Consider the following 12,537-nt stretch of genomic DNA (forward strand, 5'->3'; position numbering starts at 1 on the left):
GCCCGCCACGGGCCGCGCCTCTTCTGCCTTGTCCGGTTTCTTCCTTGTCCGGTCCGGCGCGGTTCAGGCGGCCGGTACCAGGCCGACCTCGCGGGCGAGCCGCTCGGCCTCGGTGGCGGCCTGCGCGACGCGCTGCCCGAGCCACGACAGCGGCCCTTCGAGCGCGAACCCGATCGCGCCGTAGGTCTGGTGCGCCTGGTAGACGGCCTGCCGGGACGCCCGCGCCGCCGCGCGCAGCGCCACGTGCACGTCGAACCCGGCCGCGCGCGGGCCGTCCGCGCCGTCGAGCGTGTACGCGGCGCGGCGCGCCAGCAGCGCCGCCGCCCGGACCTGGGCGTCGACCTCGGCCAGCGGGTGGGCGACCGCCGTGAAGTCGCCGATCCGCCGCCGGAACTGGGTGCGCTGCCCGGCGTAGACGACGACGTCGGACAGCACCCGCTGGCCCGCGCCCGCCAGGTAGGCGGCCAGGCCGAGCCGGGCGAGCAGCGCGGTGCCCGTCCCGACCAGCGCCTCGGGGCCCGCGGGCACGAGGTCCGCGGCGACGACGGGTTCATGGCCGAGCGAGACCCACTGCTCGCGCACCTCCCCGAGCGTCACCGGCCGGACGCGCCAGCCCGCCTCGTCGTGGCGGCCGAGCTCGAACAGCCGGTCGGCGCTCGCGCCCCACGGCATCGCGTCCGCCGTGCCCGCGGTCGGGACCAGCTCCCCGGCCATCACCGCCTCGGCGTCGTCGACGGGCAGGGCGTCCAGGACGAGGAGGGTCTGCCACCACGGGCCGGGGCAGCCGCCCCGGCCGAGCGCGTCGCCCGCCGCGACCACGTCCAGGGCCCCGGCGCCGAGGTCGGGCGCGGTGAGCGCCAGCGCGCCCGCCTCAGCGATCGCGGCCCACCTGGCGCGGGGGAACCTCGGCTCGGACTCCGGCTCCGGCGGCTCCGCCAGGACGCGCGCCAAGGTCTCCTGGAAATCGCGCTGCTCCTGGGTGTAGGGCCAGTCAGTGCTCATCGAGCCACCCCTTCAGCGCACGCTTGTCGATCTTCATGGCGGTGGTCAGCGGCATCGCGTCGCGGACGACGATCCGCTTCGGCACCTTGTACCCGGCGAGCCGCTCCCGGCAGTGCCGGTCCAGGACGCCGGCGAGATCGCCGGCGGGCGGGGACGCGGGGACCACCACCGCCTCGACCCGCTCGCCCCACTCGGGGTCGGGGACGCCGACGACGGCGGCCTGCGCCACGTCCGGATGCTCGCACAGCACCCGCTCCACCTCGCTCGGGAAGACGTTCTCGCCGCCGGTGATGACCAGCTCCTTGAGCCGTCCGCGCAGTTCGACGACGCCGTCCGGGCCGCGGGCGCCGAGGTCGCCCGAGCGGACGCCCTCCTCCGGGACCGGCCGCAGCTCCCCGCCGACGAGGTAGCCCGCCATCTGCCAGGGCGCGCGGATCACCAGCTCGCCGACCTCCCCCGCCGCGACGGGCGCGCCGTCCGGGGAGACGATGCGCAGCTCGGCGCCGGGCACCGGGCGGCCGATCCCGCTCATCCGCCCGCCGTCCTCCCACGAGCGCAGCCGCGACACCGCGCCGACCTCGGTGGCGCCGTAGCCGGTGATCAGGGTGGCGGCGGCGAAGCCGCGGCGGAGCCGCTCGGGCAGGTCGGGCTCGGCCGCGGTCGAGCCGAACAGCACGGCGCGGACGTGCCCCGTCCGGGACGGGTCGAACGCCGGATGGCCGAGGATGCGGCCGAGCGCCGTCGGCGGGCCGAACAGCCGGTTCGCGCGGCCGGTGAGCAGCAGGTCCACCGCCCGGCCCGCGTCGAAGCGCGGCTCGACCACGAGCGCGCCCCCGGCGTACAGCGTCGCGAACGCGCAGGTGGCGAGCGCGACGTGGAAGAAGGGCGCGAAGTACAGCTCGGCGTCGGTGCGGCGCGTCTCGAGGGCGAGCGCGCTGCACGGCAGGTAGGCGGCGAGCCCGGCGGTCGTCCAGACGGCGCCGCGCGGCGTCCCGGTCGTCCCGCCGGTCCCGAAGACGATCGCGGGCGCGTCGCCGGGCACCGCGCGGTGCCGCCACGACTCGGCCGCCCCGGCCAGCTCGCCGCTCGGGTAGGACGGCACCCCCGCCGCCGGGCGATGCCCGTCGCCGACGACGATCGCGGACGGCCGGACCGCGTCCAGGTACAGCGCCAGTTCGGACTGGGCAAGCTTGATGTTCAGCGGCGCGGCGGCCGCGCCCGTCGCCATGATCCCGATCAGCGCCGCGAGGTGCTCGGCGCCCGGGTCGAGCGCCGTCGCGACGCGGTCGCCCGGCCCGATCCCGCGGTCGGCCAGCGCCGCGCCGATCTCCCGGGCGCGCCGCCACAGGTCGCCCCAGCTCCACGCGGTCGCCGGGTCCGCGACGGCGGGGTCCGCCGGGGTCTGCAGCGCGCGGGCGCGCACCACCTCCACGAACGATCCGGTCATCGGCCACCGAGCCCGAACTCGGCGCGCGCGAGGACGCCGCGCATGATCTCCGACGAGCCGCCCGCGAGCGTCTCCATCATCGACTCGCGCCACAGGAAGGCGAGGTCGTCGTCGCGGCGGGTGGCCTCCAGGTAGCCGAGTTCCAGCGCCGCCCGCGCGATCTCCTGGGTGGCGCGCGAACCGACGAGCTTCACGCGCGCGGCCTCGGCGGTGCAGTCGGCGCCGTCCAGCGCGCGGGCGAGCGCCTCGGCCGCGAGCACCTCGACGGCCTGGACGTCGACCGTGAGCTGCTCGACGCGGTCCAGCAGCAGCGGGTCGCCCAGGAAGCCGTGCTCCCGCGCCCAGCCGAGCAGGCTCTCCAGGTCGCGGCGGACGCGGCCGGGCAGCACCATCAGGTGCCGCTCGACCGCGAGCGCCTCCCGGATCAGACTCCACGCCTGGCCCTCCGCGCCGACCCGGTCGGTCACCGGCACGACGACGCCGTCGAGGAAGACCTCGTTGAGGCGGTGCCCGTCGATGGTCTCGATCGGCCTGATGTCGACGCCGGGGGCCCGCAGGTCCAGGATGAGCAGCGTGTGCGGGTCGCCGCCGGCCACGCCCTCGGCCCGGCACAGCAGCCAGAGGTAGTCGGAGTGGTGGGCGTCGGACGTCCAGCGCTTCTCCCCCGTCACCCGGTACACGTCCCCGTCGCGGACGGCCCGGGTGCGCACCGCGCGCAGGTCCGAGCCCGCCTCCGGCTCGGAGTAGCCGAGCGCGAAGGAGACGTCGCCGAGCGCGATGCCGGGCAGGAACCGCGCCTTCTGGTACTCGGTGCCGTGCACGACGAGGGTCTTCGCGACGATCCCGGCGGCGAGGTCCGGACGCGCGGCGCGGGCGTGGGCGAGTTCGTCCCAGAGCGCGAACTCGTGGGCGAGCGTCGCGGGGACGGCGCCGTCCTCGCCGGGCCAGCCCAGCGAGAGCCAGCCGCGCCGGCCGAGCTCGCGGTAGAGGTCGCGGGTCGCGCCGCCGCGGCCGTGGAAGAACTGGCGCGGGTCGAGGGCGTCGCCCATCCCGTCCAGCAGCGCGCGGACCTCGGCGCGGAACGCCTCGACGTCCCCGGGCTCAGCGGTCATCGCGCACCGTCCACCTCGGCGGGCGCTTCTCGGCGAAGGCGCGGGCGCCCTCCAGGAAGTCGGGGTGCGACCAGTGCCGCTGCGCCGTGCGCCACGCCTCCTCGGCCGCTTCGTGCGGCGGACGGCCCAGCGACTCCCACAGCAGCGCGCGGGACAGCTCGACCGCGCGCGGCGAGTTCGCGGCGATGCACGAGGCGATGTGCAGCGCGGTCGGCCGCAGCTCGGCGGCGGGGACGACCTCGTCGACCAGCCCGAGCGCGTGCGCCCGGGCGGCGTCGAGCCGGAAGGACGAGCCCTGGAGGGTCATCCGCATCGCGGTGCCGAACGGCAGCCGGTGGGCCAGGCCGATGTTCTCGACCGCCCCGACCTGGCCGACGCTGACGTGGGTGTCCATGAACGCGGCGTGCTCGGCGGCGACCACCACGTCCGCGTCGACGACGAAGTGCAGCCCGCCCCCGGCGGCGACGCCGTTGACCGCGCAGATCACCGGCTTGCGGACGCCGCCGCCGAGCGGCGACCAGACGATCGGCTCCCGCCGCGCGGCGGCGGAGGGCACCTCGCCGGTCGCGGCGATCTCCTTGACGTCGGCGCCGGTGCAGAAGTGCCGGTCGCCCGAGCCGGTCACCACCACGGCCCGGATGTCGTCGTCGGCGTTGGCGCGCGCCCAGATCCGCGCCATCGGCTCGCGCATCCGGCGGCTCAGGGCGTTGCCGGCCTCGGGCCGGTCGAGCCGGACGACCAGAACGCCGCCCGTGACCGAGACCGCGAAACCGGGGTACTCTTCGGCACCGCCCCGGCCGGGGGGTGAAGGTGCAGGCATCGACTCACTCATTCACTATGAAGAACTCAGTTCTTTATAGAATACGAGCGGCCGGTCACCAGGGTCAAGGACGGGCGGGCGCGGCGAAGACCGCGCGGGCGGCGCTCAGCCCGGCCGCCTCGTCCGCGCCGAGGCCCAGCTCCGCGAGGATCTCGGCGGTGTCGGCCGCCTGCCCGCAGCGGGGCCGGGCGGCCGCGGGGCTCGCGGAGAGCCGCGGCGCGGGCGCGGGCTGGCGCAGGCCGTCCCAGTCGACGAAGACGCCGCGGGCGGCGAGTTCGGGGTCGGCGGCCGCCTCGCCCGGCGTGGACACGGCGGTCACGCAGGCGTCGGTGCCGCGGAACCGCTCCACCCACTCGGCCCTGGTCCGGGAGGCGAAGATCTCCGCCAGCGCGGTCCGCTGCGCGGGCCACCGGGACCGGTCGTGCTGCGGCCAGTCGCCCGGGTCGAGTTCGAGGCCGTCCAGGAGAGCGCGGTAGAAGGCGGGCTCGATCGCGCCGACCGCGACGTACCGGTCGTCGGCCGTGCGGTAGGCGCGGTAGAAGGGGGCGGCCCCGTCCAGCAGGTTCGCGCCGCGCTCCGGCCGCCAGGCGCCCGAGCCGAGCATGCCGTGGATCATCGTGGTCAGGGACGCCGCGCCGTCCACCATCGCGGCGTCGACCACCTGCCCGCGCCCCGTCCGGCCGCGCTGGACGAGCGCCGCGAGCACGCCGAGCGCGAGGTAGGCGCCGCCGCCGCCGAAGTCGGCGACGAGGTTCAGCGGGACGGCGGGCGGCCGGTCCGGGTCGCCGATCGGGTGCAGCGCGCCGGAGCGCGCGATGTAGTTGATGTCGTGCCCGGCGGTCCGCGCGAGGGGGCCGTCCTGCCCCCAGCCGGTCGCCCGGCCGTAGATCAACCGGGGGTTGACCGCGTGCAGGTCCGCCGGTCCGAGGCCCAGGCGCTCCATCGCCCCCGGCCGCATCCCCTCCAGCAGGACGTCGGCGGACGCCGCGAGCCGGACCGCGACCGCGCGCCCGCGCGGGTGCTTCAGGTCGATGCCGATCGAGCGCTGGCCGCGGGTGCGCGGGTCGTCGGCGAGGGCGGTGTCGATCACCCCGGCCGCTCCGGCGCGGTCGATCCGGACCACGTCGGCGCCGAGGTCGGCGAGGAGCATCGCGGCGAACGGCACCGGGCCGAGCGCCGCCGGGAACACCACGCGGACGCCGTCGAGCGCCCGCTCCCCGGCCGGGGGGATCGTCGCGGCCAAGCCGCCTCCTAGCTGCTCAGCCGCCGCGACTGCACGCTGACCTCGCCGATCCGGTCGCAGACCCGGCGCAGCTCGGCCCCGTACTCGGCGGCGGTGTCGTCGTCGATGAGGTTGGAGAAGCCCACGGCGGCCACCACCAGCGTGACCCGGCCCTCGGCGTCGAAGATCGGGGCCGCGACGGTGGAGATGCCGAGCGCGTAGCCCTCGTGGTCGACCGTCCAGCCGCGCTCGCGGACGAGGCCGAGCTCCTTCCGGAACGCCTCCACGTCGGTGAGGCTCTTCGGGGTGAACGCCTGCAGCCCGTGCCGCAGGATCACCTCAAGGGACTCGGGGCTCTCGTAGGCGAGGAAGGCGCGGCCGAACGAGCCGCCCTGGATCGGGATCCGCTCCCCCGGCTGCAGGGTGATCCGGACCCGGTTCGGCCGCTCCAGCTTGTCCAGCAGCGAGATCTCCTCGGCGCTCACCCGCCGGTAGATCACGATGGTGGCCTGCAGCTTCTCCAGCAGCTCGCTGAGGTAGCGGCGGGCGAGCGACAGCTCGCCGAACTGCCCGCTCGCCGCCGCGCCCAGTTCGAGCAGGGTCGGGCCGAGCCGGTAGGTGCGCGTCCGCTCGTCGTAGTCGACCACCTCAAGGTTGGCGAGGGTGCGCAGGATGTAGAAGACCGTGCTCTTGTTGATGCCGGTCGTCTCGATGATGTCGGCGAGCACCGACGGTCCGCGCTGCGCCAGGGCGTCGAGCACCGTGAAAGCGCGCGTCACCGCGGGCGCGCGGTCCTTGTCATCGGCCATGGGTCTCGTCCTTTCGCGGGCCGCGCAGGTCACTGTCGTTCCGGAGATCGGCTCCGTCTGACCGGGAGAGATGATTCCAGAACGCGCCGCCCGGCTCGGCCCGATCAGAGGTCGCGATCACCGGCGAGCAGGCGGCCCGCGACGAGCCTGCGGAGGATCTCCGCGGACCCGTCGGCGATCTGCACCGTGCGGACCATGTGCCACGCCTCGGCCATCCCGATCTCGGTGGTGATCCCCATCCCGCCGAGGGTCTGCATCGCCCGGTCGATCGTCCGGGTCGCCGTCTCGGTGGAGAGGATCTTGCACATCGCCGACTCCTTGAGGGCGCGCTCGCCCGCGTCGATCCGGGCGGCGGTGTCCAGGCCGAGGACGTGCGCGGCGTGCACGTACGTCGCGCACTCGGCCAGCGGGAACATCACCCCCTGGTGCTCGGCGAGGAGCCTGCCGAACGAGCGCCGCTCGGCCGCGTAGTCGAGGGCCTGGTCGAGCGCCCAGCGCGCCAGGCCGACGGACTTGGCGCAGTTGTACATCCGGCCCAGGCTGATCCCGCCGAGCCCGATGCCCGCGGCCTGCCCCTCCTCCCCGACGAGCTGCTCCGGCGTCACGTGGACGTCGTCGAGCGAGATGATCGCGTGGTTGCCGCCGGGCTCGCCGTACAGGCCGATGACGCTGTCCACCCGGAACCCGGGCGCGTCGGCGGCGACGAGGAAGGCCGAGACGCCGCCGGTTCGCGCGGCCAGCGCGTCGGGGTCGGTCACCGCGAAGACCAGGCCGTAGTCGGCGTAGGGGCCGTTCGTCGTCCACTGCTTGGTGCCGGTCAGGCGCCAGCCGCCGGACGGGTCCGGGACGGCCCTGGTCCGCATCGACCACGCGTCGGAGCCCGCCTCGGGCTCCGACATCATGAAGCACATCGACTTCTCGCCGGACATCAGGCTCGGCAGGACCCGCTCGCGGACGTCCGCGCTGACCAGCCCGAACACGAAACTGGGGCCGGTCGCCCAGTGCGCCAGCACGTCGTGGGCGAGCCAGCGGTGCGGCCCGCTGAGCCGGTAGACCAGCTCCCAGGCGGCGTAGGTGGTGACCGCGCCCTGCCCGCCGCCGCCGAGGTCCTCGGGGACGGTCATCGTGAAGAAGCCGGCCTCCGCCGACGCCGTCCGGACCCGCCGCCGCAGCTCCTCGACGCGGTCGACGTGCCGGCCGGTCTCGTCGTACCGGCCGCGCGGGTCGTTGAGCACGCCGGCGTACTCCTCGTGCAGCGGGAAGACCTCCGCGCGGAGGAAGCCCTCCAGCCCGCTCAGGATGGCGGACGTCTCCTCGGACACCCCGGTCGTCGACATCACGGCTCCCTCTTTGAACGCTGTTCTGAATATAGAATATCATGCGGCCAGCTTGGGACGTCCGAGGAGGAGTACATGGAGAAGGAAGCCGGTGGCGTCGTCCTGCTGGACGCGTGCGACGGGGTCCTCACGATCACGCTGAACCGTCCCGCGAAGCGCAACGCGGTCGACCGCGCGGTCGCCGAGGCGGTCTCCGCCGCGCTGGACCGGCTGGAGGACGACGACGCGCTGCGGGTCGGCGTGCTCACCGGCGCGGGCGGCACGTTCTGCGCCGGGCTCGACCTCGACGCGTTCGCCCGCGGCGAGGCCGCCCGCTCGGCGTCCCGGGGGTTCGCCGGGATCGTCGAGCGGCCGCCCGCCAAGCCCCTGATCGGGGCCGTGGAGGGGTGGGCGCTCGGCGGCGGCTTCGAGATCCTGCTCTGCTGCGACCTGCTGGTCGCGTCCTCGACCGCCGTCCTCGGCCTGCCCGAGGTCAAGCGCGGGCTGGTCGCGAGGGGCGGCGGGGCGCTCCGCCTCACCCAGCACCTGCCGCGCGGCCGCGCCCTGGAGCTGCTGCTCACCGGCGAGCCGATCAACGCGGCGGACGCGCACGCCTACGGGCTGGTGAACCGGCTGGCCGAGCCGGGTGAGGCGCTGCGGGTCGCGCGGGAGCTGGCGCGCGCGATCTCGGCGAACGCGCCGCTGGCGGTGTCGGCGGCGAAGCGGATCGTCACCGAGGCGCCCGGCTGGGGGCCGGACGAGGCGTTCCGGCGCCAGGGCGAGATCCTCGCGCCGGTCTTCGACTCCGCCGACGCCCGCGAGGGCGCGCTCGCCTTCAAGGAGAAGCGCCCTCCGGTGTGGCGGGGACGCTAGCCGCACCCGGACCGAAATACGTCGAAGGCGGCTGCGAAGGGCGACGCCGTCGCTACGCTGTGCGGCATCCCGCGAGCGGCCGAACCCGGAGGTTCCCATGGACGAGGAGTCGCAGCCGGCGGAGAAGGAAGTCGAATACGAGATCGCGCTTCCGGCGGACGCCTACTGGACGCGCGACGGGCGAATCCCGCTCGGACCGGACCTGACCGAGGCGTTGAACCGGGCCGTGAAGTACCTGGAACAAGGGGAGTTCGGTTCCCTTTCCTTCGTCGCCGCCTTCAATGACCACTGGCCCCGGGACGAGCGCACCCTCCTGTACCGCGTCCGGGACGGCGTGGTGCTGACGCTCAACGGCGGCGATCTCCAGGACCGGGTGCGCGCCGCCCTGGACGGCGGCGACGTCGAGGGGTGGAGTCATCTCCCGGCCCCGGAGAGCCCCGTCCCGTTGGCGGAGGTCCAGTCCCGCCTGGGGGTCCGCGTCTACAACCTCCTCGCCCGGCAGGGGTTCAGGACTCTGGACGAGGTGCTCGCCGTCCCGGAGGAGACGCTCAGCCGGGAGCGGGGCGTCGGACGCCACTGCATGGAGAAGCTCCGGCAGCTCCGCGAGCCGGAGGGGCCGCTCATCCGCGTCGCCCACGCCCGGCCCGTCCGGCAGCAGGAGGAGCACGCCGAGCTGGTGCGCCGCCGCATGTCCCCGGCCTCGCTCCAGCGGTACGGCGTCCTCGTCGAGCCGCTCGGCCAGTGCGACCTGGCGGCGTCGGCGCTGGGCGTCATCGCCGACTCCCTGAACGCCGAGCCGCTGCCCCCGGCGGACCCGGCCGTCGTCCGGCTCCTGCGGGACGCGGCCGAGCCGGACCTCCTGGACGCCTACCTCCGCACGCACGAGAACGTCCCGGAGGCCGGTGCCCCGGCCTCCGGGACGCGCGCCCGGACGGGCGCCCGCTGAGCGGTCCCGTGCCGGGCGAAGCCGCGCCCGGTCCGGCCGCCCTCCCCCGGTGGGAAAGGCCGGACCGGGCACGTCCTAGCCGCGCCGGATGCCCGGCTGGGCGCCTACGGCCACCTTCCAGAGGGCGTAGGCGATCGCGTCGGAGCAGCGGTCGAGCGCGGTCGTGTTGATGTTGTTCGGATAGCTGTCGCAGGACTGGTGGTAGCACCGGTCGAACGCCTGGTTCGCGGTGCCGCCCCACTTCTGCGCCTGGGCGGCGGACTTGGTCGCCGGGGCTCCGGTGAACAGGAACGTCGTGGCGATTCCGGCGTTGCGGAACGACCCGTCGTCACTGCAGCACTCGGAGACCTCCTCCGTCGGCACGTTGATGGAGTCGAAGTACTCCTTGAGGTTCTTCGCCAGCGGCGAGGTGATGTCGTCGATGAAGTAGCCCGGGTTCGGCGAGCCGACCATGTCGAAGTTGAAGTAGCCCTTGATCTTCGACCGGTCGGCGGCCGACAGGCGGCCGACGTAGTACTTCGAGCCGCGCAGGCCCTGCTCCTCGTCCGTCCACCAGGCGAACCGGACGTGGTTCAGCATGGTCGGCTTGGTCCGGGCCAGTTGCAGCGCGACTTCCAGTTGGGCGGCGGAGCCGGTGCCGTTGTCGTTGATGCCCGGACCCGCCCCGACGCTGTCGAGATGGGCGCCGAACATGTAGACGCTGCCGTCGTTGCCGCCCGGCCAGTCGGCGACGAGGTTGGGCCCCGCGCCGCTGGTGCATCCGGACGAGCACGCCTGCCGGGCCACCGTGAACCCGGCCTCCTTCAGTTTCGCCTCGATGTAGGAGACCGAACCGAGGTAGCCCGCGCCCGTCGACCGGCGGGTCCCGCCGTTGCTGCTGGCGATGGTCTGGAACTGCTGGAGGTGCGCCTTGACGTTCTCGACGTTGATGTCAGGCGCGGCCACTACTTTTGGGGACCCACCCCCCACCGTGTACGCGGTGGAGTCGGCGACGCCCGGAGTGCAGGTCGGCTCGCCGGACTGCGCGCCGAGCTTGACGGCGTCCCACGCGGCCTTGACCTTGTTGAACTGGTCGCAGGTCTTGTCGAGGTTCTTCGCCGCGGTCAGGGTCAGGACGCGGTACCGGGGGTAGCTGGTGCCGGACGTCTTGAGCTGCATCGCGTTGTAGAAGATCTTCGCGGCGTTCATCACGCCGATGCCGGTGACCGTGCTGTTGTTGCAGGTCGGGCTGGTCGGCTTGCCGCCGCCTGGGTTGGAGCCCTCGGCGAGCAGGTAGAACCAGTGGTTGCCGGGCCCGGCCGCCTTGTGCACCTCCATCTGCGGGACGGACGTGGACCAGCAGTTCGGGTCGTTGTTGACCTGCGACGGGTTGTACATGTTGCGGATCGGGCCGCTGCCGGTGAGGTTGATGAGCTCGCCGACGGTGTAGTCGGGGGTGTCGGCCGGGTTGTTCAGGAACGCCTCGACGGCGGCGCCCCACACGTCCCCGACGAACTCCTGGGTCCCGCCGCCGGACATGCCGCCGGGGGTGAAGTTGTCCAGGCCGTGGCCGAACTCGTGGTCCACGACGTCGGTCGAGGTGATCCACTGGTTGCGGTTGTTGTGGCCGAACTGGGCGTCGGTGCCGTTCCAGTACGCGTTGACCGCGTTGAGGCCGACGCGCGCCGGGGCCCACTGGTTGTTCCGCAGGCCGGTGCGGCCGAAGGTCTTCAGCAGGTCCCAGAAGCCGGCGGCGGCGTACATGACGTCGACGCAGCCCGACTCCTTGTCGGTCTTGGACGTGCTGCCCCAGACGTCGTCCGGGCCGGTGAAGACCCGGTTGCCGCTGTAGTCGGCGCACGACATGCCGGCCCGGTTCGGGTCGCGCATCGAGTACTGGCCGCCGGACTGGGTCGTCCCGATCGTCAGGTTCGACCCTTCCCAGATGCCGGTGCCGGTGCCCGCGTGGATGGTCTCCTGCTCGCCGAACCGCTTGCCGGTCCGGGCGTCGACGTAGACCTTCTTGCGGCTGGGCTGCTTGCCGTCGCGTCCGGAGACGACCGTCTCCCACGCCAGCCTGGGCTCGCCCAGCGCGTAGACGACCAGGCGCGGCTTGGGCGCGGCGGCGTCCGGGCTGGTCAGCGCGGCGCGGGCGCGTCCGGCGGCCGCGGTCTCGCTGATCTTCGGGGTGGTGGCGACGGTGATCCGCTGCCGCTGCGCCACGGACAGGGTGCGCACGCGGCCCTGCCCGTCGGTGGCGACCACGAAGTCGCCGCCGACCACGGGGAGCCCGCGGTAGGTGCGCTCGTAGGCCACGTAGTACTGGTCCCAGGGCGTGCCGACCACCTGGGTCCGGATGTACTGCTCGTCCTTTCCGGTGTGCAGGTCGGCGGCGTTCGCGGCGATCAGCCGGTCCGCCGACGTGATCGCGGCCGCCTTCGGATCCGCGCCGGGCTTCTGACCGCTCGTGGTGGACGTCATGGCGGGGGCCGCCATGCCCGTGACCGCGAGCGCGGTGACCGTGACGGTCACCAGGAGATGGTTTCTGCGTTTCACAGCCGCATGCCTCCATAGGGGCGGGGGTGAGGCCGCCCCGCGGGGTCGGGGCGGCGGCCGACGCGGCGGCGGGACCGGGCGTGGCCGCGCGCACGGGCTCGGGAGCCGTACGGCGCGTGAACGGCCGTCGCGTCTTATGGAGGAGATTGGCATCTCTGGAACGGTCGCGGACCATTACATCTGGTCATAAATTCGCGCTATGCAGCCGTGAACTGCACCTCCACGTGATCATCTGGAGCATCGGAAATTGCTTTCACGAGTCTGCGCGTCCCCTGTTCCGCGACGGCGGGGACGCCATTGCGGCGCCCCGCCCGCGTGCCATGTCTGCGTGCGTCCGATGACTCAGCTGGATTTGACGGCGCCGCCGTCGATCACGTAATCGACCCCGGTGACGTCGCCCGCGACGTCCGAGCCAGGCGGTCCGTACGGCCCAGTCGGCGGAGACGGAGGGGCCC

Annotated in this window: 10 protein-coding genes; 2 read left to right on the forward strand and 8 right to left on the reverse strand. The window is 74.0% G+C overall.

Annotation, left to right across the window (positions count from 1 at the left end; translation table 11 throughout):
- Window positions 1-63 precede the first annotated feature (63 nt).
- The 7 genes from ACH01S_RS08905 to ACH01S_RS08935 form a co-directional block, all read right to left on the reverse strand.
- Window positions 64-1,002, reverse strand: a complete 939-nt coding sequence (locus ACH01S_RS08905; RefSeq protein ID WP_067887677.1) for an acyl-CoA dehydrogenase family protein — start codon at window positions 1,000-1,002, stop codon at window positions 64-66.
- The gene (locus ACH01S_RS08910; protein WP_067887678.1) at window positions 992-2,449 is read right to left on the reverse strand and encodes a class I adenylate-forming enzyme family protein; all 1,458 of its coding nucleotides are present in this window, start codon (window positions 2,447-2,449) and stop codon (window positions 992-994) included. The genes ACH01S_RS08905 and ACH01S_RS08910 overlap by 11 nt, the downstream gene beginning before the upstream one ends.
- The gene (locus tag ACH01S_RS08915; RefSeq protein WP_067887681.1) at window positions 2,446-3,561 is read right to left on the reverse strand and encodes an acyl-CoA dehydrogenase family protein; all 1,116 of its coding nucleotides are present in this window, start codon (window positions 3,559-3,561) and stop codon (window positions 2,446-2,448) included. The genes ACH01S_RS08910 and ACH01S_RS08915 overlap by 4 nt, the downstream gene beginning before the upstream one ends.
- Window positions 3,551-4,381 (reverse strand): enoyl-CoA hydratase/isomerase family protein, encoded by an 831-nt coding sequence (locus ACH01S_RS08920; RefSeq protein ID WP_083980470.1) that lies wholly within the window; start codon window positions 4,379-4,381, stop codon window positions 3,551-3,553. Before ACH01S_RS08920 ends, ACH01S_RS08915 begins: the two co-directional genes overlap by 11 nt.
- 64 nt (window positions 4,382-4,445) lie before the next feature.
- The gene (locus tag ACH01S_RS08925; RefSeq protein ID WP_246237072.1) at window positions 4,446-5,624 is read right to left on the reverse strand and encodes a CaiB/BaiF CoA transferase family protein; all 1,179 of its coding nucleotides are present in this window, start codon (window positions 5,622-5,624) and stop codon (window positions 4,446-4,448) included.
- An 8-nt stretch (window positions 5,625-5,632) separates the two neighbouring features.
- Window positions 5,633-6,412 (reverse strand): IclR family transcriptional regulator, encoded by a 780-nt coding sequence (locus ACH01S_RS08930; protein ID WP_067887683.1) that lies wholly within the window; start codon window positions 6,410-6,412, stop codon window positions 5,633-5,635.
- A gap of 104 nt (window positions 6,413-6,516) precedes the next feature.
- Window positions 6,517-7,749 carry an acyl-CoA dehydrogenase family protein gene (locus tag ACH01S_RS08935; RefSeq protein WP_067887685.1) on the reverse strand — a complete coding sequence of 411 codons (1,233 nt, stop codon included), beginning with the start codon at window positions 7,747-7,749 and terminating at the stop codon, window positions 6,517-6,519.
- A 75-nt stretch (window positions 7,750-7,824) separates the two neighbouring features.
- Between ACH01S_RS08935 and ACH01S_RS08940 the strand changes: the two genes are divergently transcribed.
- On the forward strand, window positions 7,825-8,601 hold the full coding sequence (locus ACH01S_RS08940; RefSeq protein WP_067887687.1) for a crotonase/enoyl-CoA hydratase family protein: 777 nt from the start codon (window positions 7,825-7,827) through the stop codon (window positions 8,599-8,601).
- A 97-nt stretch (window positions 8,602-8,698) separates the two neighbouring features.
- Window positions 8,699-9,547: a hypothetical protein gene (locus tag ACH01S_RS08945; RefSeq protein ID WP_067887689.1), complete on the forward strand. Its 849-nt coding sequence runs from the start codon at window positions 8,699-8,701 to the stop codon at window positions 9,545-9,547.
- A 75-nt stretch (window positions 9,548-9,622) separates the two neighbouring features.
- On the opposite strand, the gene ACH01S_RS08950 is transcribed toward ACH01S_RS08945, so the two are convergent.
- Window positions 9,623-12,058, reverse strand: coding sequence for a M28 family peptidase (locus tag ACH01S_RS08950; RefSeq protein ID WP_218010189.1), 2,436 nt, complete (start codon window positions 12,056-12,058; stop codon window positions 9,623-9,625).
- Window positions 12,059-12,537: the final 479 nt, after the last annotated feature.

Origin of the sequence: Actinomadura chibensis NBRC 106107 (genome assembly GCF_001552135.1) — a bacterium.
Taxonomy (GTDB): Bacteria; Actinomycetota; Actinomycetes; order Streptosporangiales; family Streptosporangiaceae; genus Spirillospora; species Spirillospora chibensis.

Bases quoted from the DNA above. Each gene is read 5' to 3' on its own strand.
- ACH01S_RS08905 (WP_067887677.1), bottom strand. From the start codon at position 1,002: ATGAGCACTGACTGGCCCTACACCCAGGAGCAGCGCGATTTCCAGGAG.
- ACH01S_RS08910 (WP_067887678.1), bottom strand. From the start codon at position 2,449: ATGACCGGATCGTTCGTGGAGGTGGTGCGCGCCCGCGCGCTGCAGACC.
- ACH01S_RS08915 (WP_067887681.1), bottom strand. From the start codon at position 3,561: ATGACCGCTGAGCCCGGGGACGTCGAGGCGTTCCGCGCCGAGGTCCGC.
- ACH01S_RS08920 (WP_083980470.1), bottom strand. From the start codon at position 4,381: ATGCCTGCACCTTCACCCCCCGGCCGGGGCGGTGCCGAAGAGTACCCC.
- ACH01S_RS08930 (WP_067887683.1), bottom strand. From the start codon at position 6,412: ATGGCCGATGACAAGGACCGCGCGCCCGCGGTGACGCGCGCTTTCACG.
- ACH01S_RS08935 (WP_067887685.1), bottom strand. From the start codon at position 7,749: ATGTCGACGACCGGGGTGTCCGAGGAGACGTCCGCCATCCTGAGCGGG.
- ACH01S_RS08940 (WP_067887687.1), top strand. From the start codon at position 7,825: ATGGAGAAGGAAGCCGGTGGCGTCGTCCTGCTGGACGCGTGCGACGGG.
- ACH01S_RS08945 (WP_067887689.1), top strand. From the start codon at position 8,699: ATGGACGAGGAGTCGCAGCCGGCGGAGAAGGAAGTCGAATACGAGATC.